This window comes from Leptotrichia hongkongensis (assembly GCF_007990635.1).
Classification (GTDB): Bacteria; Fusobacteriota; Fusobacteriia; order Fusobacteriales; family Leptotrichiaceae; genus Leptotrichia; species Leptotrichia hongkongensis.
Window position 1 is genome coordinate 997,185 of record NZ_AP019846.1, and the last position, 21,170, is coordinate 1,018,354.

At 29.5% G+C, this 21,170-nt stretch carries 23 protein-coding genes; 17 read left to right on the top strand and 6 right to left on the bottom strand.

Annotation, left to right across the window (positions count from 1 at the left end; all coding sequences use genetic code 11):
• Nucleotides 1-21: 21 nt before the first annotated feature.
• The 14 genes from thrB (at nt 22) to lon (ending at nt 15,611) form a co-directional block, all read left to right on the top strand.
• Entirely contained in the window at nt 22-915 is an 894-nt protein-coding gene (gene thrB, locus FVE75_RS04770; protein ID WP_147005477.1) for a homoserine kinase, read from the top strand.
• 78 nt (nt 916-993) lie between these two features.
• Complete coding sequence (locus FVE75_RS04775) at nt 994-1,176, top strand: type II toxin-antitoxin system HicA family toxin (RefSeq protein ID WP_147005478.1); 183 nt, start codon at nt 994-996, stop codon at nt 1,174-1,176.
• Between the two features lie 43 nt (nt 1,177-1,219).
• Nucleotides 1,220-1,501, top strand: a complete 282-nt coding sequence (locus tag FVE75_RS04780) for a type II toxin-antitoxin system HicB family antitoxin (RefSeq protein WP_036087903.1) — start codon at nt 1,220-1,222, stop codon at nt 1,499-1,501.
• Between the two features lie 19 nt (nt 1,502-1,520).
• Entirely contained in the window at nt 1,521-1,685 is a 165-nt protein-coding gene (locus FVE75_RS10920; protein ID WP_172618771.1) for a hypothetical protein, read from the top strand.
• Nucleotides 1,686-1,873: 188 nt separating this feature from the next.
• Nucleotides 1,874-2,362, top strand: a complete 489-nt coding sequence (locus FVE75_RS04785) for a ribosome maturation factor RimP (protein ID WP_147005479.1) — start codon at nt 1,874-1,876, stop codon at nt 2,360-2,362.
• Complete coding sequence (nusA, locus tag FVE75_RS04790) at nt 2,362-3,564, top strand: transcription termination factor NusA (RefSeq protein ID WP_147005480.1); 1,203 nt, start codon at nt 2,362-2,364, stop codon at nt 3,562-3,564. The genes FVE75_RS04785 and nusA overlap by 1 nt, the downstream gene beginning before the upstream one ends.
• 52 nt (nt 3,565-3,616) lie before the next feature.
• Entirely contained in the window at nt 3,617-4,186 is a 570-nt protein-coding gene (locus tag FVE75_RS04795) for a DUF448 domain-containing protein (RefSeq protein WP_232052643.1), read from the top strand.
• Complete coding sequence (gene infB / locus FVE75_RS04800) at nt 4,183-7,218, top strand: translation initiation factor IF-2 (RefSeq protein WP_147005481.1); 3,036 nt, start codon at nt 4,183-4,185, stop codon at nt 7,216-7,218. Before FVE75_RS04795 ends, infB begins: the two co-directional genes overlap by 4 nt.
• Before the next feature lie 22 nt (nt 7,219-7,240).
• Complete coding sequence (gene rbfA / locus FVE75_RS04805; protein WP_147005482.1) at nt 7,241-7,609, top strand: 30S ribosome-binding factor RbfA; 369 nt, start codon at nt 7,241-7,243, stop codon at nt 7,607-7,609.
• An 87-nt stretch (nt 7,610-7,696) separates the two neighbouring features.
• On the top strand, nt 7,697-9,322 hold the full coding sequence (gene recJ, locus FVE75_RS04810; RefSeq protein WP_232052644.1) for a single-stranded-DNA-specific exonuclease RecJ: 1,626 nt from the start codon (nt 7,697-7,699) through the stop codon (nt 9,320-9,322).
• Nucleotides 9,323-9,449: 127 nt separating this feature from the next.
• Nucleotides 9,450-10,736, top strand: a complete 1,287-nt coding sequence (tig, locus tag FVE75_RS04815) for a trigger factor (protein ID WP_147005483.1) — start codon at nt 9,450-9,452, stop codon at nt 10,734-10,736.
• A 181-nt stretch (nt 10,737-10,917) separates the two neighbouring features.
• On the top strand, nt 10,918-11,493 hold the full coding sequence (gene clpP, locus FVE75_RS04820; protein WP_026746415.1) for an ATP-dependent Clp endopeptidase proteolytic subunit ClpP: 576 nt from the start codon (nt 10,918-10,920) through the stop codon (nt 11,491-11,493).
• A 367-nt stretch (nt 11,494-11,860) separates the two neighbouring features.
• Nucleotides 11,861-13,090, top strand: a complete 1,230-nt coding sequence (gene clpX / locus FVE75_RS04825) for an ATP-dependent Clp protease ATP-binding subunit ClpX (RefSeq protein ID WP_021745019.1) — start codon at nt 11,861-11,863, stop codon at nt 13,088-13,090.
• 130 nt (nt 13,091-13,220) lie between these two features.
• On the top strand, nt 13,221-15,611 hold the full coding sequence (gene lon, locus FVE75_RS04830) for an endopeptidase La (protein WP_147005484.1): 2,391 nt from the start codon (nt 13,221-13,223) through the stop codon (nt 15,609-15,611).
• An 83-nt stretch (nt 15,612-15,694) separates the two neighbouring features.
• Here the strand turns inward: lon and FVE75_RS04835 are convergent, their stop codons facing one another.
• The 6 genes from FVE75_RS04835 to FVE75_RS11850 form a co-directional block, all read right to left on the bottom strand.
• A complete protein-coding gene (locus FVE75_RS04835; protein ID WP_147005485.1) occupies nt 15,695-16,267 on the bottom strand; it encodes a site-specific integrase in 573 nt (190 codons plus the stop codon).
• A 16-nt stretch (nt 16,268-16,283) separates the two neighbouring features.
• Nucleotides 16,284-16,751 (bottom strand): N-terminal phage integrase SAM-like domain-containing protein, encoded by a 468-nt coding sequence (locus tag FVE75_RS04840; protein WP_147005486.1) that lies wholly within the window; start codon nt 16,749-16,751, stop codon nt 16,284-16,286.
• Nucleotides 16,752-16,883: 132 nt separating this feature from the next.
• Complete coding sequence (locus FVE75_RS11845; protein ID WP_147006449.1) at nt 16,884-17,015, bottom strand: ImmA/IrrE family metallo-endopeptidase; 132 nt, start codon at nt 17,013-17,015, stop codon at nt 16,884-16,886.
• A gap of 222 nt (nt 17,016-17,237) precedes the next feature.
• Entirely contained in the window at nt 17,238-17,423 is a 186-nt protein-coding gene (locus FVE75_RS10925; RefSeq protein WP_172618773.1) for a hypothetical protein, read from the bottom strand.
• The gene (locus tag FVE75_RS04850; protein WP_147005487.1) at nt 17,424-18,287 is read right to left on the bottom strand and encodes a phospholipase D-like domain-containing protein; all 864 of its coding nucleotides are present in this window, start codon (nt 18,285-18,287) and stop codon (nt 17,424-17,426) included.
• 127 nt (nt 18,288-18,414) lie between these two features.
• On the bottom strand, nt 18,415-18,774 hold the full coding sequence (locus tag FVE75_RS11850) for a helix-turn-helix domain-containing protein (RefSeq protein WP_147006450.1): 360 nt from the start codon (nt 18,772-18,774) through the stop codon (nt 18,415-18,417).
• Between the two features lie 414 nt (nt 18,775-19,188).
• Here FVE75_RS11850 and FVE75_RS04860 point away from each other — a divergent pair, with 414 nt between their 5' ends.
• The 3 genes from FVE75_RS04860 to FVE75_RS04870 are packed head-to-tail and all read left to right on the top strand — an operon-like array spanning nt 19,189 to nt 21,108.
• Nucleotides 19,189-19,995, top strand: coding sequence for a hypothetical protein (locus FVE75_RS04860; protein WP_147005488.1), 807 nt, complete (start codon nt 19,189-19,191; stop codon nt 19,993-19,995).
• On the top strand, nt 19,910-20,686 hold the full coding sequence (locus FVE75_RS04865) for an ATP-binding protein (RefSeq protein ID WP_172618774.1): 777 nt from the start codon (nt 19,910-19,912) through the stop codon (nt 20,684-20,686). Before FVE75_RS04860 ends, FVE75_RS04865 begins: the two co-directional genes overlap by 86 nt.
• 5 nt (nt 20,687-20,691) lie before the next feature.
• Entirely contained in the window at nt 20,692-21,108 is a 417-nt protein-coding gene (locus FVE75_RS04870; protein WP_147005490.1) for a hypothetical protein, read from the top strand.
• Nucleotides 21,109-21,170 lie beyond the last annotated feature (62 nt).

Here is a 21,170-nt window from a genome sequence, read left to right on the forward strand (position 1 = left end):
GATAAAATGAAAGGAATAGATATGGGTTTAAAATTTAGAGTAAAAGTGCCGGGAACATCGGCTAATATTGGTGTAGGTTATGATTGTCTGGGAGTTGCGCTGGATTACTTTTTGGAGCTGGAAGTTGAGGAAAGTGATAAAATTGAATTTTTGGAAAATGGGGAGCCGTTTTCGATTCCGATTGAGGAAAATTTAATTTTTGAAGCGATAAAATATACGGAAAAGCATTTGGTAAAAAATATTCCAAGCTATAAGGTAAATATTGTGAAAAATGATATTCCAATTTCACGTGAGCTAGGAAGCAGTTCATCGGCCATTGTTGCTGGGATTATGATTGCAAATAAATTTGCTGGTGATGTGCTGGATATTAATGAGGTGGCAAGACTGGCTGTAGAAATGGAAGGACATCCTGATAATGTGGTACCCGCAATCTTTGGCGGAATGGTACTTACTGCACATGATAAGGAAAATCTTGTATACAGTTCATTAATAAATTCTGATGACTTATGTTTCTACGTAATGATTCCAGATTTTAAATTATCGACAGAAAAAGCAAGAAGTGTCCTGCCAAAAACATATCTAGTTTCTGATGCAATAAATAACATCTCAAAACTAGGTTTACTTGTAAACGCCTTTAACAAAGGTGAGTATGACAACTTACGTTTTCTTTTAGGCGATAAAATCCACCAGCCTTATAGATTCGCATTAATAAACGATTCAGAAAAAATCTTTGAAGCCTCTAAAAAACACGGTGCATTGGGAGAATATATAAGCGGTGCAGGGCCTACATTGATTTCGTTAAATTACGACAATGATGAATTTTTGGAAAATATGAAAAAAGAACTTGCAGAATTATCAGATAACTGGACTATCGAAAAAAAGAAAATCAATTTGAAGGGTGCGGAGGTTTATTGATTTTATAAAAAATTAATTTTTCAAAGTTTATTTACATATTTAAAGATGTGTGCTAAAATAATTTTGTTAGGAGGATAAATGTCTTCAAAGGAAATTATTAAAATGTTGGAAAAAGATGGCTGGGTATTAAGAAAAATAGTTGGTAGCCATCATCATTTCAAACATCCTAACAAAATTGGTAAAGTTACTGTTCCTCATCCTAAAAAGGATTTGACGACAGGAACAGTAAACAGTATCTTGAAACAGGCTGGCTTGAAATAGCCAGTTTGTTCCACTAAAATGGGTTAAAAGGAGTGATAAATCTATGAAATATAATTATTATGCAGTATTTGAAAAAGAAAAAGATGGGAAATACAGCATTTATTATCCTGATTTACCAGGTTGTTTTTCATGTGGAGATAATATGGAAGAAGCATTATATATGGCAAAAGATGCTTTGGAAGGGTATTTATTAATTTCTGAAGAAGATAACGAATTTATAAGGGAGCCAAGCACATATTATGAACTTGACAAAAATTTAAAAGAAAATGAAATATTACAATTAATAACAGCAGATACAGATTTTATAAAAAAGTTAAATATTTAGTGAAAATGGAGAAATTATTATGGCTATAATTGTAAAAAAAGGCGAATTAGCAAAAATAAATAAAGGAATGTCACAAAAGGGCTTGACTGAAAGACGTACTTATACAGTAAAAGAATTTCCAGAAAGTAATCTTTCAAAAAAGGCTGAAGAAGCCTTGAATAAAATATTTTCATCTATGAAATAAGGTTGTTGAAAGTTAATTTAAACAAAGAGGCTGAATTTCGGAATTTACTCTTGGAATATTTATTTTCAATAAAGAAAAATAGAGGGGTTGAAAAAAAAGCGAAAATGTGTTATTATAGTTATAGAAAATAATTTTAGGTAGAGAGTGGGTTAGCCCACTCTTTAGTTTTAGATATGAGGTGTAATTTTATGGAACAGATTTTAGATGAGTTTGAGAAGAAAATCGAACCGCATTTAAAGAATCTGAATCTGGAATTGGCAGATTTGGAATATGTGAGGGATGGGGGATATAATTATTTGAGAGTATATGTGGAGAAACTAGATGGAACTACTACACTTGATGATTGTATTGATTTTAGCCGTGAGATTGATGGGATTGCGGATGAATTGATTGAGGAGAAATTTTTTCTAGAGGTTTCGACACCTGGAGTTGAGCGTAGATTGAGAAAGCCTAAGGATTTTGTGAGATTTTTGGGAGAGAGAATTAACGTTCAGGCTAAGAGTAACATTGATGGGGTGAAGAGGTTTTTAGGAAAATTGGAAAAATTTGAGAATGATACGGTTTTTCTTTTAGATGATAAATTGGAAAAAATAGTGGAGATACCACTTTCTAAATTAAAGAAAGCAAATTTAATATATGAATTACCAAATGGCATATTAAATAGTGAGGAGGAATGATGAAAGGGCGAGATCAAAAAATATTTTTGGAAGCACTTGATGAACTTGAAAAAGAAAAGGGAATTTTAAAGGAAGAATTGCTGGAAACAATAGAAACCGCATTGCTTGCGGCATACAAAAAAAATTATGGTGAAAAGGACAATGTAAAGGTAACAATTAATAGAAATAGTGGAGATGTAAAGGTTTATTCACAAAGACTGATTGTAGAAAACGTAGAAAATCCTGAAGAGGAAATTAGTCTGCAAGATGCAATTTCTGTTAAAAAGCGTGCTAAGCTGGGAGATATTCTGGATTTGGAAATTAATGCGGAAAGTTTTAAGAGAAATGCTATTCAGAATGCAAAACAGATTGTTGTACAAAAAGTCAGAGAGTGTGAAAAAAGAAATATCTTTAATAAATTTAAGGAAATTGAAAATTCAATTGTTTCTGCAAATGTTAGAAAAACTGATGAAAAAGGAAATTTGTATGTGGATATAAATGGACTTGAAGCAATTGTGCCAGCAAAGGAATTATCGCCAGTAGATATATTCAGACAAGGAGATAGAATTAAAATTTATATCGGCGCTGTGGAAGAATCTACAAAATTTACAAAAACTTTTGTTTCAAGAAAATCTGAAGAATTACTTCGCGGACTGCTTGAATTAGAAGTTCCTGAAATTTATGAGGAAATTATTGAAATCAGAAACATCGCAAGGGAAGCGGGAAGCCGTTCTAAAGTGGCTGTTTACTCAAATGATGAGAATCTGGACGTTAAAGGTGCATGTATTGGACGTAATGGGATGAGAATCCAAAACATCATCGATGAACTTTGTGGAGAAAAAATCGACATTGTTCTTTGGAATGAGGATATAACAGAATTTGTAAAAAATGCCTTGAATCCTGCAGAAGTTCTGTCAGTGGAAATCATTGAAGAAGGCGAAGAAAATATGAAAGTTGCAAGAGTGCTTGTAGCAGAAAATCAATTATCACTTGCAATTGGTAAAAAAGGTCAAAATTCAAGGCTTGCAGCAAGACTGTGCGGTGTGAAAATTGATATTCATACAGAGCCATCTGAGGTAGAGGAAAATAGAGAATTTGAAGAAAAAAGTGCTTTCGGGGATTCGTTAGATGAAATAGAAAGCATTGAAAAATCTGATAATCTGCAAGATGATTATGAAGTTGAAGAAAGTGCGTTTGCGGTACTTAACGAAGATGGTGAATAAAAAAGAGCAATTTTAAATTAAATTGTATCAAACAAGGAGATGAACGGATAGTTTGGATACATTGAATAAAAATGTAAAAGAAATAAATAAGCCTGAAAGAATGTGTATATGCTGCAGAAGAAAAGGTCAAAAAAATGAATTTTTTCGGATAACTGAGCAGGATGGAAAATATATTTTTGATAAGGAAATGAAAGTTCAGGCAAGAGGATTTTATGTCTGTAAAACGAACGAATGCATTGAAAGACTTTCAAAACATAAAAAATATAACATTGAAATTGAACAGCTAGTAAAAATGCTGGAACAAGTAAAGAATGAAAAGAAAAGCATAATCGACATTTTAAGGCCAATGAAAAATTCCGAATATTTTGTGTTTGGAATAGATGAAGTTTTTGATGGAATAAAACGTGATAAGATAAAACTTGTAATTATTCCGTCAGATATAAAGGCAAAATATATTGAAGAATTTGAAAAAATGAAGAAAAAATTTAATTTTGAAATTATATTTATTGAAAAGAAAGAAGAATTAATAAGACTTTTTTCAAGGGATGTAAATGTCATAGGTATTTTTAACAAAAAAGTAATAAAAGGAATATTAAGCAAAGTGGAGGTGATGAATGGATGAAAGTGCATGAATTAGCAAAGGAAAATGGTTTTACGGCAACAAAATTTATGGAGGAAATCAGAAAATTTGGGGTAGATAAAAAACACCACATGAATGTACTAAGTGATGAAGAAGTAAGCCTTATAAGGAAAAAACTTCAAAAAGGTGTCCAAAATAATCAAAATAACGGTAAAACGGAGAATCTGAATAAAAAAGAAATTAAAACAAATGAAAATATTGCAAAAACAGTAAATAGCCATTCAGACAATCAAAAAAACAATAGTATTGAACATAATAAAATTAATGAACAAGAAAACATTAATAAAAATTATGAGAAATCAAAACAGCCATTGGAAAAAAATATTAAACTAAATGCAGAAAATAAATCAGATAATAGTAATAAAAATGATCTGAATAATGTAAAAGATTTAGATAATAATAAAAATCATAAATTTGATAAAAAAGAAAATAAAAAGAAAATGGAGATGAAAGTTAATTTGAGTAGTCAGAGTAATAAAATGAATGAAGTAAATAAAGATAAGCAGAATTTTCAAAATAGAGAGAACAGAGAAAATGGAGGAAGAAACTTCCAAAATCGAGACAACCGAAATAGAGAAGATAGAAACAAAGACGGATTTAGAAGAGAAGGAAGAGATAATTTCAGAAAAGATAATAGAAACTTTAACAGAGATGGAAATTTTCAATCAAGAGATGGCCGTGATAACCGAAGTTTCCAAAATAAAGATAATCAAGACAATAGGGAAAATGGAGGAAGAAACTTCCAAAATCGAGACAACCGAAACAGAGAAGACAGAAACAAGGATGGATTTAGAAGAGAAGGAAGAGACAGTTTCAGAAAAGATAACCGAGGCTTTAATAGAGATGGAAATACTCAATCAAGAGATGGCCGTGATAACCGAAGTTTCCAAAATCGAGATAGAGATAATCAAAGTGGTTCAAGAAACTTTAGAGATAGACAGGACAATAGAGGATTTTCTGATAAAGGCGGATTTAATAAGGACAGAGATGACTTTAGAAGAGACAGCCGAAGTTTTTCTAATGCTAAAAAGGAGCCAGCATCTGAAATTCCTGCAGCAACAGTAGCTGAAAAAGGGAAAGCTGGTGGAAAAGGAAAAGGAAAATTTGAGAAGAAAAAATACGAAAAAAACAGAAGAGACAGAGAACATCAAGAAAAAGAACTTCGTTCAGACTTTAGAAAAGATGACAAAAAGAAAAAGAAAAACAAGAAACAGGAAAAAGTTGTCAAGGATGAAATTGTCAGAATTGAAGGAGAGAGCATAGGAATGATAACAATTGGAGAAGAAATTGTTATTAAAGATTTAGCTGAAAAACTAGGAATCAATGTTTCTGATATAATTAAAAAATTCTTTATGGAAGGAAAACTTCTTACTGCAAATGCAATTTTATCATTTGAAGAAGCCGAAGAAGTGGCTCTTGAATATGAAGTAATTGTAGAAAAAGAAGTAGTTGAAGAAGTTAGTTATGGTGAAAAATACCATCTTGAGCAGGAAGATACAGATGAAGAACTTGTAACAAGAGCACCTGTTATTACAATAATGGGACACGTTGACCACGGTAAGACATCATTATTAGATGCACTTAGACACACAAATGTAATGGGTGACGAAGCTGGAGGAATCACGCAAAAAATAGGAGCTTATCAAGTAAACTGGAAAGGTCAAAGAATTACATTTATTGATACTCCAGGACATGAGGCGTTTACTGAAATGAGGGCAAGAGGAGCGAACATTACAGATATTTCAATTCTAATTGTAGCAGCTGATGATGGAGTAAAACCTCAAACTGTAGAGGCAATTTCTCATGCTAAGGAAGCAGGAGTCCCAATAATCGTTGCAATTAACAAAATTGATAAGCCAGGTGCAGATCCTATGAAGGTTAGAACTGAATTGACTGAATATGGACTGATGTCACCTGAATGGGGAGGAACTACTGAATTTGTTGAAATTTCTGCAAAACAGAAAATTAATTTGGAAGAACTTCTTGAAACAATACTAATTACAGCAGAACTTGAAGAATTGAAGGCCAATCCAAATAAACGTCCAAAAGCAGTTGTAGTAGAGTCAAGACTGGATCCAAAAATGGGAGCAGTTGCCGATGTGCTTGTACAGGAAGGGACACTTAAAATTGGAGATGTGTTCGTAGCAGGGGAAGCTCATGGTAGAGTCCGTTCAATGCTTGATGACAGAGGTAAAAAAATAAATAAAGCCATTGTTTCACAGCCAGTAGAAATTACAGGATTTAATGTTGTGCCAAATGCAGGTGATGTTTTATACGGTGTAGAAAGCGATAAGCAAGCTAAAAAAATTGTAGAAGACTTTATTAGAGAGAAAAAAGTAAACGAGCAGAACAAGAAAAAACATATTTCACTAGAAAGCTTGTCTCAAGAATTAGAAGAACAAGAATTAAAAGAATTGAAATGTATTATAAGAGCCGACTCAAAAGGGTCTGTTGAAGCATTAAGAGAATCACTTGAAAAACTTAATACTGAAAAAGTTGTAATTAATGTAATTCAAGGAAGTGCAGGAGCTGTAACTGAAGGAGACGTAAAACTTGCAGAAGCATCAAATGCGATTATAATTGCATTTAATGTACGGCCAACAACACCAGCTAGAATCATTTCTGAAAAAATTGGAGTAGAAATTAGAAATTATAACGTAATTTACCATGCAACTGAAGAAATTGAGAAAGCAATGAAAGGAATGCTTGATCCTGAATTTAAAGAAGTTTACTATGGAAGAATAGAAGTTAAGCAAGTGTTTAAAGTATCAAATGTTGGAAATATCGCTGGAGCAATCGTTGTTGACGGAAAAGTTACAAAAGACTCGAAAATACGTGTAATTCGTGATGGAATTATCATTTTTGATGGTGAATTAGGTTCATTGAAACGATTTAAAGACGATGTTAAGGAAGTTGTAATGGGACAAGAATGTGGAATTGGTATTCAAGACTTTAATGATATTAAAGCTGGAGATATTATTGAATCGTATATTATGGAAGAAATCCCAAGATAACGAATAGATAGGTGATAATTGTATGAATGATAGAAGAAAAAGAGGACTGGAAAAGGAAATATCAAGAATTATCGGAATGGCACTTTTAACAGAAATAAAAAATGACAAAATAAAAAATCTTGTATCAATTCACAAGGTTGAGCTGACAAAAGATGGACGATACCTTGATTTAACATTTTCGGTACTAGATTTGAAAGATAAGGTAAATAAAGAAAAAATCGCCGAAGATTTGAATAAGTTAAAAGGTTTTTTTAGAAAAAAAATAGGTTCACAGCTGTCGATAAGATTTGTTCCAGAAGTGAGAATTCATTTGGATGACAGCGTTGAATATGGAGTAAAAATTGCTTCGATATTGAACGAAATAAAAAAGGATGATCACAATATTGAATAAAACATGGGTCTGCTTTAAAAATATAGAACTAGTTTGATTTTGAAGCAGTCCTTCAACTAAACAAAAAAGGAAGCGATTAATCTTGTAATGAAATGGGAATTAAAAAGCTATAATGAAGATTATTTGACAACAAAAAGTTCTGAATTTGGTGAAAGCAGATTAATTTCAAGGCTGCTTTTGAATCGAGGAATTGACACAAAGGAAAAAGTTTCTAAGTTTTTAAATTCAGATAAAAAAGATATTCATAATCCATTTTTATTTGAAAATATGGAAAAAGTTGTAGAAAGAATAAAAAAGGCTGGGAAAAATAAAGAAAAAATTGTAATTTATGGAGATTATGACGTTGATGGTATATCTGGAGTAGCATATCTAGTAATAATGCTACGAAAATTGGGACTTAATGTTGATTATTATATTCCAAATCGTGTTCACGAAGGGATAGGTATAAATAAAAACCTTTTAAATTTTTTGAAAAAACGGGATGCAAAATTATTTATAACAGTTGATATTTCAATAAATAACCATGAAGAGATATTAATGTTAAAAAATAGCGGTATCGATATAATTATAACAGATCATCATAGGCAGATTGGAGTTCTGGAAGATAAGAATCAGGAAAAAGAATTGGGGATTCTTACAATAAATCCAAAGACTAGTAAAACTTATCCAAATAAATCTCTGTCAGGTTCAGGAGTTGCCTTTAAACTTGCTGATGCTATTTATGAAAGATATGGTGCAAATAAAAAAATACTATATGATTATATGGATATTATAATGATCGGAACAGTTGCAGATGTTGTACCAATGACTGATGAAAACAGGTTTATCATAAAAAAAGGACTAAATAATTTAAAAAAAACCAAAATAAAAGGTTTAAAGTATATTATTAACTATTTGAAGATAAATCCTAGAAATATAACAACCAGCGATATTGGATTTTTCATTGCACCAATTTTTAATGCACTTGGAAGAATTGATAATTCAAAAATTGTTGTAAATTTCTTTATTCAGGAAGATGACTTTAAACTTTTCTCAATTATTGAGGAAATGAAACGAGCTAATAAAATCAGACGTTATTTAGAAAATGAGATTTATAATGAGCTGGAAGAAAAAATACAGCGTCTGGAACGTCCAAAATATATTTTTATGAAAAGCAGAAAATGGCATTCTGGCGTAATTGGGGTAGTTTGCTCAAGAATCTCAATAAAATACAATATTCCAGTAATTCTTATTTCAATAAAAAATGGATATGGAAAAGCATCATGCAGAAGTATCGAAGGAATTAACATTTTTGATATTTTAAAAAGTGTGTCAGATAAATTGGAGCGATTTGGAGGACATGACTTGGCAGCAGGATTTCTTGTTTCAGAAAAATATTTAGGCGAAATTGAAAAACATCTGCGGCAAAGACTTGCAAGAAAAAATAGGGAAAATGTGCAGAAAACTTTGTATGTTGACGCATGGCTGAACATTGAGTATCTAAACAAAAGAAAATTACATGAAATAAATAGGCTGTCGCCTTTCGGACTAGATAATCAGGAACCGAACTTTATGGATTCAGACATTAATTTTCTAAATTTAACGAGATTTGGGATAAATAATAGACATTTTAAAGGATTTGTCAGAAAAAATAACCGTATTATTTCAGTAATTGGATATAATTTGGGACATAAATTGAAAGCAAATAATTTTTATAAGAAAAATTTAAAATAGTTTATACTCCGATATTTAAGTCTGGACATTCAGATTTATTTATCGAATTGAAAATAAAGGATTTTAAATAAAAATAAATTAATTAAAAAATTATATATAATAAAAAATTTTAGGAGGAATTAAAAAGATGGCAGTAAAAAAATTAAATGAATCAACTTACGAAGTATCAGCAGTTAGAGAAGGAGAAGAGTTAAAACACTTAAAAGAGCATGTTTTAGTACACTTTAAAGATGCAAAAGTTGATGGATTCCGTCCAGGACACGTACCTGCAAAAGTGATTGAAGAAAAATTCAAGAAAGAAATTGAAGGAGAAATATTAAACCATATTATTTCTGATGAATACAGAAAAGCAGTTGCAGAAAATGAATTAAAACCAATTGCTGATATTAAACTTGAAAAATATGAGCTTAATGATGACAAAGTTGAAGTAGTATTTACAATACCTGTATTGCCTGCATTCGAATTAGGACAATATAAAGGTGTGGAAGTAGAAAAGGAAAAAGTAGAAATTACTGATGAAAAAGTAAACGAAGAAATCGAAAGATTAAGAGAAAATGCTGCAAAATTAAAAGAAGTTGCAGAAAATGAAGAAGCTAAAAATGATGACGTTGTAAATATCAACTTTGAAGGATTTATAGATGGTAAAGCATTTGATGGAGGAAAAGCTGAAGGATACGACTTGACATTAGGTTCTCACAGCTTTATTGACACTTTCGAAGATCAAATCGTAGGACATAAAAAAGGTGATGAATTTGACGTAAATGTTACATTCCCTGAAGAATATCACGCTGAAAGCCTAAAAGGAAAACCAGCTTTATTCAAAGTAAAAGTAAACTCAATCAAGAGAAAAGAAGAAGCTGAATTAAATGATGATTTAGCAAAAGAATTAGGATTTGATTCTGTTGAAGATATGACAGCTAAAACTAGAGAAAATATTACAAAAAGAGAAGAAGCAAGAGCTGAAAATGAATTTAAGAACAAAGTTATAGATGCTGTAGTAAACGGAACAGAAGTTGAAGTTCCAGAAGCATTAGTTCAAAGAGAAATTGACTATCAAATCAACAGATTTGCACAACAATTGCAAATGCAAGGAATTAATCTTAACCAATACTTCCAAATGACAGGGCAAACAATGGAAGCAATGAGAGAAAGTTCAAAAGAAAATGCTGAAAAAGCAGTAAAAACAGAATTAGTACTATCTGAAATCGCAAAAGCTGAAGGAATTAAAGCAACTGATGAAGAAGTATCAAAAGAAATCGAAACATTAGCTGCAATGTATGGACTTGAAAAAGATGCATTAATCGCTGATGTAAGAAAAAATGGAAATTATGAAAGATTCATTGATGAAACAAACTATAGATTAGTAAATCAAAAAACAATTGATTTATTAGTAAAAGAAGCAAAAGTTAAATAGTAATTTTGAGAAAATTGCTAAATAAAAAGAATATTTTGATTTTAGAAGAATTTTGTGATAAAATAGTTTATTGCGAAATTCTTTTTTCTCTATATTTAAATTGCAAAATGTTAAAACAATTTTGTAATAATGAGAGAAAATAAAAAATGAAAGAAAATTGACGGAAACAGGAGGAAATAATATGTCAGCATATAGTCCAGTAGTTATTGAAAATGATGGGCGTGGGGAAAGAAGCTATGATATTTATTCAAGACTTTTAAAGGATAGAATAATTTTTGTAAGTGGAGAAGTTGAAGATGGAATGGCAAATGCAATTGTCGCTCAATTATTATTTTTAGATGCACAGGATAATGAAAAAGATATAGTTATGTATATAAACAGTCCAGGAGGAGTAATTACCGCCGGGCTTGCGATTTACGACACAATGCGGCACATAAAAAGCGATGTTTCTACAGTATGTGTAGGGCAGGCAGCAAGTATGGGAGCAGTGTTATTGGCGGCTGGAGCAAAAGGTAAAAGATACTCGTTGCCAAACTCAAGAATCATGATTCATCAGCCACTGGGCGGAGCAAGAGGTCAAGCAACAGACATTCAGATTCAGGCAAAAGAAATTGAAAGAATGAAGGAAATTACAAGCAAAATTTTATCAGAAGCAACTGGAAAATCAGTAGAAGAAATCTATGCAGATACTGAAAGAGACAACTTTATGTCACCAGAAGAAGCTGTAAATTACGGATTAATTGATAAAATTTTATAAAAACTTTATTTAAAATATATTTTTAAAATTATAGAAAATTTTATTTATGATAGTTTCATTTTTAATTATCTAAACCTTTATTTAATTAAAATAAGTATTAAGCAAAATTTCGTTAAAAGAAAAATAGCTGTCTGAGCTTTTAAAATAAATTTTAAATTGATATAAAATTATTTGTGTTGAAATAATTTATATTTAAAAGCGAGTTCTATTTTTCTTTTATAAGAAAGTTTTGCGTAAAGCGGGAGTGCAGAGGTATGGCGTTTGATACCTCTGCGTTAAAAAAATAATAAGTAAAATAATAAAATAGAAATTAATAATAAAAATATATAAATAAGAATTATATAAAGAAAAAACGAGGTGAAAAATATTGGCAAATAAGAAAAAAAATTACTGTTCATTCTGTGGCAGGGAAGAGCATGAAGTGGAACGGTTAATACAGAGTCCTGAAGAGGATGATGTGTTTATTTGTAATGAATGTATAGAAGACAGTGCTGAATTACTGGACAGTTTTAGGGAATATGACGAAAATGAACATAACAGGGAAATTACATTGTTAAAGCCTAAAGAGATAAAGGCAAAACTTGATGAATATATTATCGGACAGGAACAGCCTAAAAAGGTATTATCTGTGGCGGTTTATAATCATTTTAAGAGAATAATGCACAAACAGAAAAATGTAGATAATGATGTGGAGCTTCAAAAATCAAATGTACTGTTAGTAGGGCCTACTGGAAGCGGAAAAACTTTACTTGCACAGACACTAGCGAAAACATTGAATGTACCTTTGGCGATTGCAGATGCAACAACATTGACAGAAGCTGGATATGTTGGGGATGATGTAGAGAATGTACTTTTAAAATTGATAAAAGCGGCTGATTATGATATTGAAGCAGCAGAGCATGGAATAATTTATATTGATGAAATTGATAAAATCGCTAGAAAATCGGAAAATATGTCAATTACAAGGGATGTTTCTGGAGAAGGAGTACAGCAGGCGTTACTTAAGATTATTGAAGGGACTGTTGCGAGTGTGCCTCCACAAGGTGGAAGAAAGCATCCAAATCAGGAAATGATTGAAATTAACACAAAGGATATTTTATTTATCGTTGGCGGAGCATTTGAAGGACTGGAAGCGAAAGTTAAGGATAGAGTTAATGAAAAAAGAGTTGGATTTGGGCTTGAAACAAAAAATACAAAACTTGATGATTTGACTTTATTTGAAAATGTATTGCCTGAAGATTTAATAAAATTTGGACTGATTCCTGAATTAATTGGGCGGTTACCAGTAATTACCGCACTTCATGGACTTGATGAAGAGGCTATGATTAAGATACTGACAGAGCCTAAAAATTCGCTTGTTAAGCAATATAAAAAGTATTTTGAGATGGAAAATGTTGACTTGGAATTTGATAAGGATGCGATTGTTGAAATTGCACAGCTGGCACTTAAACGAAAAATTGGAGCGAGGGGGCTTCGTTCAATTATTGAAAGTGTTATGACTGATTTGATGTATGAAATTCCATCGAAGGAAAATGTTAAGAAAGTGATAATTACAAAAGAAGCGGTTACAGATAAAGAAAAAGTGGTTATAGAGTAATCGAGATTTAAAATTATTTATAATAAACTTGAAAATTATTAAATAATAATGGAATTTTAGTTCTTAAGTCTGATTTTAAAGCAATTTTATTGTATTAAAGAGCAGATTTTAAAGTATGAAAGGAGAAATTATGCAAAATAAACCATTTATAGCAACAAGAGAATTAGTTGTATTTCCAGGTGTTGTAACTCCGATTTTTATCGGTAGGCAGTCAAGTCTGAAAAGTCTTGAAGAAGCAATAGCAAGATTTGACAGCAAACTAATTCTTTCGGCACAAAAAGATGCAAATGTAGAAGAGCCCAAATTTCCAGAAGATATTTATGAAACAGGAGTTTTAGTTCACGTTATACAGACGGTAAAAATGCCAAATGGAAATGTAAAGGTACTAGTTGAAGCTAAACATAGAGTTTTAATCAACCAATTTCCAAAAGATGATAACGGTGTTGTTTATGCTGAATATGAAGAAATTTTTTCAAAGCCTATCGACGAAAGTAAAGCTGAAGCCTTGAAACGTAGAGTAATTGATGAATTTTCAAATTATGCACAGAAAACTAATAAAGTATTGCCTGACATTATTTATAATATAAAAGAGATTAGCAATATTGACAAGGTATTTGATTTGATTTGTACAAATCTGATGGTAGCAGTTGAAACAAAACAAGAATTATTGGAAATATTGGATGTAGAAGCAAGAGCATATAAAATTTTGAGTATTCTTGAGAGAGAAATTGAGATTTTTATGCTTGAACGTGAGATTGAAAATCGTGTGAAGGAACAAATGGCAGAAGTTCAAAAAAACTATTATTTACGTGAAAAAATTAAGGTAATGCGTGAAGAAATGGGAGAAGTAACTGATTCTGACGAGGAACTGGAGGAACTTGACCAAAGAGTTAGAGATGCAAAAATTCCTCAGGAACTAAAAGATAAACTGGCAAAAGAGCTTTCAAGAATGAAGAAAATGCCAGATTTTTCTGCTGAGTCTTCAGTAATTAGAACGTATCTTGAAACTGTACTTGAATTACCGTGGGAAGTTTCAACTAATGATGAAATTAATATTGAAAAAGCTGAAAAAATTCTGAATGAAGATCATTATGGATTGGAAGAAGTTAAGGAAAGAATATTAGAATTCTTGGCAATTAAAAAATTGAATAACACATTAAAAGGTTCAATTATCTGTCTTGTAGGACCTCCAGGTGTAGGGAAAACATCGCTTGCACATTCGGTAGCACGTTCAATGAACAGAAAATTCACAAGAATCTCACTTGGTGGAGTAAGAGATGAAGCTGAAATTCGTGGGCACAGAAGAACTTATGTGGGAGCAATGCCAGGAAGAATTATAAATTCGTTGAAACAAGTTGGTGTAAATAATCCAGTAATGCTGTTTGATGAAATTGATAAAATGGCTTCTGACTTTAGAGGAGATCCCGCTTCAGCAATGCTGGAAGTTTTAGATCCCGCACAAAACAACTCATTTGAAGATCATTATATTGACCATACTTTTGACTTGTCAAACGTATTCTTCATTTGTACAGCAAATGATTTGGGCGGAATTCCAGGACCGCTTCGTGACAGAATGGAAATTATTTCAATTGAATCGTACACAGAATTTGAAAAATTAAATATTGCAAAAAAATATTTAATACCTCAAACACAAGAAGAAAATGGATTAAAGGATTATAAAGTTTCGTTTTCTGATAAAGCAATCATGAAGATTATAAATGAATACACAAGAGAAGCTGGGGTAAGAAATTTACGAAGAGAAATCAGTAAATTATTCAGAAAAATAGCAAAAGAAATACTTGTATCAAAATCTAAGAGTAAAAAAATCTCTGTTTCTGAAACAAAAATCAAGAAATATTTAGGAAATGCAAAATTCAGAGCAGATAAAGTCAAGGAAAAAGAAGGAAAAATTGGTGTTGTCAATGGACTTGCATGGACAGCAGTCGGAGGGACAACTTTAGAAGTGCAGGCAGTAAAAATGGAAGGAAAAGGTGTATTGCAGCTTACAGGAAAACTAGGAGACGTAATGCAGGAATCAGCTAGAGTGGCTTATTCGTATGTAAGACATATAAAAAATGAACTTGGTATCAAGGAAAAATTTAACGAAACAACAGATGTTCATTTACACTTCCCAGAAGGAGCAGTACCGAAAGACGGGCCATCAGCAGGTATCACAATTACAACAGCAATTATTTCAGTATTGACGGATAAAGAAGTTAGACAGGATGTCGCAATGACTGGAGAGATTACAATTACTGGAGAGGTTTTAGCAGTTGGCGGAATCAAGGAGAAGGTAATTGGAGCTCATAGGGTTGGAATAAGAGATGTTGTACTTCCTTATGACAATAAAGTTGATACAGAGGAACTGCCAAAGGAAATTGCAGACCAGATGAAATTCTATTTTGCGAAAACTTACGATGATGTGAAAAAGATTGTTTTTACTGATGAAAAGCCAGTTTCAAGAGATAGAAAAACTGTAAAAAAAGTTATTAAAAAACAAGAAAAAGAAATTGAGAAGTAATTTAAAAAGCAAAAAAATAAAAAAAGACTGCGACTTATAATTTTCAGTCTTTTTTATTTTGGGGACAATTTGGAGACAAAACTTTATACATCAATACTGTTTAAAATATTAACTAAAAAATTTTGAGATTCAGGTAGTAAATGAGAATACGTATTTAAAGTTGTTTTTATATTTTCATGTCCTAAACGTTTTGAAATAGCAACAATATTTACATTTTTATAAAGTAGATAAGAAGTATGAGAATGCCTAATATCGTGTAGTCTTATTTTTTCTACTCCTGCTTTAAGATAATAATTTTTTATATATCTAGATAAACCATGTCTTCCAATAGTAATAATTTTCTGATTTTTATCAAAATAATATAAATTCTCTTCTATGTATAACTTTAAATCATTTATTAGAAAGTCTGGACAATCAATATTTCTTACAGAGTTTGGAGTCTTAGGAGAGGTTATTATTTCTTTCCCATTTATCTTTTGATAGGATTTTGTTATCTTTATAATTTTTTTTTCAAAATCAATATCACTAAACGTTAAGGCAAATAATTCCCCTATTCTAATTCCAGTAAAAAATAGGATTTCAAAGACTAATTTAGGCATAGGTTTTTTTATGAAAGTAATAAAATTTTTAAAATCTTCAAGACTCCATATTTTCATTTCTTTTTGTGGTTTTCTATTGCCTATGCTTCCTGCAATATAACAAGGATTTTCTTTTAAATGATAAAATTTTTAGCAAAATTAAAAAAGACGATAGATTACGATGTAAAATAGACAAATAAGATTGAGAAAATTTTTTTTCAATCATTTTATTTTGCCAATTTCTAATCATTAGAGGAGTAATATTTTTTATTTTTATATCACTAAAATATGGGAGAATATTATTTTTAAAGACACTCTCCCTTCTTATAAGTGTATTTAATTTACATCTTGTTTTAAGATCTTCGTGATATTTCACATATAAATTTTCGAAAGTTATTTCAGGATCAGAATATAGAGAATTTAAAAATTTGACTTCCCATTTTTTTGCATCTGATTGTTTTTTAAAACCTCTCTTTTTTTTCTTTTTAGATTCTCCATAAACATTCTTGTATCTTAATTCCACAAACCAAGTACCTCGTTCAGTATCTTTATAAACTCCCATTTTTAACACCTCATTATGATGTTGTGATTTTTTCTCACGCGTGAGAAAATCAAATTTTATTATTTTAATTTATAATTTTTAAAATATTTTACAAATAATTTAGCTTCTTTTTCCATTAAGTGATTATATTTATCAGCCTCTCCGATTTAATAAATATTGTCTATGCAATATAAAATGTCCAAACTCATGTATTAAAATATCAATTTCTTCTTGAGAAGAAAGTCCTTTTTTCAAAAAAATAAAATTCGTGTTGTTTTTATCAATGAAAAAAGCCTTTTAAAATAAAATTATTATATAGTATATGAATTTTATAGTATTCACATAAAAATAAATATCTTTTGTATTATGAAGAAGCATTAAAATTTTTATTTGTTCTTTTATGTAGTTTTCCATAAATAGAATAATACAATAGTTTATTTTTATTTCATATAGTTTTTACTTATATAAATATTTATATTAAAGTTTAAAAAGATTTGATTTTATTTATCAAAAATCTTCAAATTTAGGTTTATTATTGATTTGACTATTATCATTTGAATTATGGGAATTAATACTTGAATCAGGAGTTTCCAAAGATTCTTTTATATCATCTTCCAATAATTTAAATATTTCAGATTCTTTTTCAATATTTTTCTTTGGAAATTTTTTCAAAGAATTCAATAAGTTCTTCAATTAATTTCCGATTGTTTTCACTTTTATTTTTATCAATAAAAATAAAGTTTCAAAATTACTACTAAGTCCTTTTTCTGTTAAGTTTGCGGAGCCAATAAAGGCATATTGATTATTTATTAAGTAAAATTTTGAATGTAAATTAAAATAATTTGGTGAATTTTCGTTTTCATCTTCAGGATTTGTTTTGTACTTAAAAGGATAAATCATCAAATTATCTTCAAAATGCTGTTCTCTTTTCTCGTGGCCGTTTCCATATGTAATTTTGCTATAATAAGTTATTCCTTCTAAGAAATCTCTATTCCTTTTTTTTCTAATTTTACTATCTTCACCAGAAACTTCATCGGAAGAAATCACAAAAATTTTTTCGACATTGCTGTGTAATTCTAAATTTTTTATGATACTTTCTATATTAACATAAGGCGAAGAGGCTTTAAAAGAATGAATTTCTATATTTTTTAGTTTTTCAAGAATAAATCTTTTAGTTCCTTTTCCTATATGAATATCTGCATTAATATTGTTTAAATCTATCGCATATTTTTTTTGAATATAGTATTTTTGTGATGAATTGAATACTGTTTTTTTATTGGGAATTTTTTTAAGAGATACTTCCTTTTCTTGAATATTAAGTTCAAAAGCTGCATTATAAGGCTTTCCTTCTTTATTTTTTATTTTAAAGTTTACAGATTCTCCATTAATCAACTTTTGAGCATATTCTTTCCCAATAGATAAAGATTGTCCAAAATAATTATGTTCTTTTTTCAAATTAAAATTACATCCTTGTTGGTATGCACTGCAATAATAGCTATATCCTATGTAAACATCTGCACCACATTTAGGACATTTTCCTACATTTTCTTTTGCCATAAAATTATGCCTCCTTAGTAAACTTTCTTTATCCAATTAGTTTCTTTAACTTATCGGACATATATTTATTATTTAATTTATATATTATACCATTTAAATAAAAAATAAATATATTCCTATTAAAGAATTATTCATCATCTTTCTCATATTTTTGTTTATAATAAAATTCTTGTATTGATTCAATCATTTTCTTCTTATCCTCATCACTAATATCTTTGGCTTTGAAGAAAGCCATATTGTGTTTAGTTAGTTTCTCTTGAGAAATGACAATATCTTCATTTTCATTATCATTATCATCTAAACCTAAAAGATATTCAGGAGTAGTATTAAAAATTTTAGCTAATTTTACGATAGTTTCATATTTTATATTTTTAATAATATTATTTTCATACTTATGTATGGTTTGTCTTTTAATATTTAATTTTTTAGCCAGTTCTTCTTGTGTTATATTAAATTTAAGTCTTAAACTTAATATTCTTTCTCCAATATTTTTTTATTCATAACGAAGCTCCTTTAAATTAATAAATTATACCATATATTAACAAAAAGTACAATAAGATGAAAAAAGCACTTGACAAGTTACAAAAATGTGGTATAATATGTGTAACTTAAAAAGTTCTATGGAGGAAAATTATGAAGAATAAAAGTGAATTAGAAATAATAATGTATAAAAATAATGATACTATTAAAAAACTATCAAAAGAATTAAAAATCCACTCGAAAACATTATCAGAAAAGATAAAAAAGTAGTAAATTTAAGGCAAATGAGATAAAAAAATTGCAGATTATTATAATCTTTCAAATGATGAAATTGTATGTTTTTTTGATTTGAAAAGCACTTTATAAGTTCAAAATTATTGTTTATAGTATTTTAATTAATACAATAAAGAAAGGTGGATAGATGTCTACATTTAGAATAAATAAAAATAAAAATTTTACAGTTATTTCAAACATTCATCTAAAAGAAAGGAAAATGTCTTTAAAAGCAAAAGGATTATTGACACTAATGTTAAGTTTACCAGAAGATTGGGATTATTCAATTAAAGGATTAATTTCTATTTGTGTTGAAAACAGGTTGGCTATTAGGAATACTTTGGATGAATTAAAAGAATTTGGATATTTGAGAATAGAAAAACTTTATCCAGATTCAGACAGAAAAAAAATAGAATATGAATACAATATATACGAAGTTCCTATTAGTGTTGAAAAAAGGCAAAAAAAGCAAGATAGCAAAAATCAAGGTGTTGAAAATCAACATCTTGAAAATGAAGATGTTGAAAACCAAAGTGTTGAAAATCAACCACAATTAAATACTAATACATTAAGTACTAAAAAATTAAATACTAAGTTATTAAATACTTATTATCTCTTTATGGAAAAGTGGAATGAATTAGCAAAAGAATGTGAATTAAGTTTAATTAAATCTTTTACGGAGAACAGAAAGAAAAAATTGTCTGAATTACTTGGGAAATATACTCAAGAGGAAATTTTAGAAACGATGTTTAAAATAAAGAATATAAATTTTTTGCTTGGAAGAACTGACAAATCAAATTGGAAAATATCGTTTGATGATTTTCTGAATGAAGAGAAATTTATAAAAATATTAGAAGGAGCTTATTATGATGAAGTTAAGCCAACTGGCAGAAAACAGGATAAAAGAATTGCAAGACAAAAATCAGCAGGAGCAAAAAAAGAGTACGGATTCTGATAATAAGTTAAAAGAGGCAAGAGAAGCTACTCGACAACTTAGACAACAAGAATTACAGAAAAAAATTGAATATTTTCTTAATATTTCAAGTTTGCCAGTAAGATGGGAAGAGTATACTTTTGAAAATTCTGAAATATTATTTAGAGAAGAAAATCTAATTAAAAAGAAACTTGAGTATTATTGTGAACATTTTAAAGAAGCTAAAGATAAGGGACTAGGTTTGTATTTATGCGGAGAGATAGGAACTGGAAAAAGTTTTTATAGTTTATGTGTTTTCAATGAGTTGCTAAAAAATAACTATAAAGTATACAGAACGACTTTAAATGGAATTTATCAAAAGATTCAATCAACGTTTAGTAATTTTAACAATTTAACCGAAGAACAAGTTTTTAAGGACCTGCTTGAAGCAGATTTAATAATATTAGATGATTTAGGAAAAGAAAATATATCTGAAACTTGGGGAAAATCAAAGTTATATTCAATATTTAATTTTTTCTATGAAAAAGAAAAATGTATTATTATATCAACAAATTTAAATAAGGAAGAAATTGCTGATTTTATGGACACACAGGGAAATGATGCATTGCTGGACAGATTTCGTGAGAGACTAGATACTTTGGAATTTGTGTGGGATAGCAGAAGAAAGGAAATAGGAAAGAAATTATTTAGAGAATTTTGGAATGAGAGATGATAAAAATGCATAAAACAACATATTCAGATGTAGTTTTTTCTCCTGAAGATTTAATTGTAGTTGCGAGAATATCATTACAGACAGCGTATAAAATTATAAAAGAGTTAAATCAGGAACTTGAAGAAATTAATAAAAAAGAGAAAAAGAGTTATATTATTTTTCGTGCAAAAATTTGGAGAAAATTTTTTAGAGAAAGATATTATGATGAAAAATTTTTAACAATTAATGATTTGGAGAAAAAATTTAAAATAAAAGAATGGGAAGCCAAAGAAATTCATTCAGTAATAAAAAAAGAACTATTAGAAAGAGGATTTAGATTTATAAAGGGAAGAATACCAGAAAAAGCAGTATTAGAAAAAATTTACGATTATTCAGAAGAGAGGGTAAAAAATGAAAATACATCTAAAACGCTTAAATTTTGATTTTAAGAGAATTTTATGTAATAGGCAACCATTTATGCCAAAAATTGATTTGAGAGTAAAAT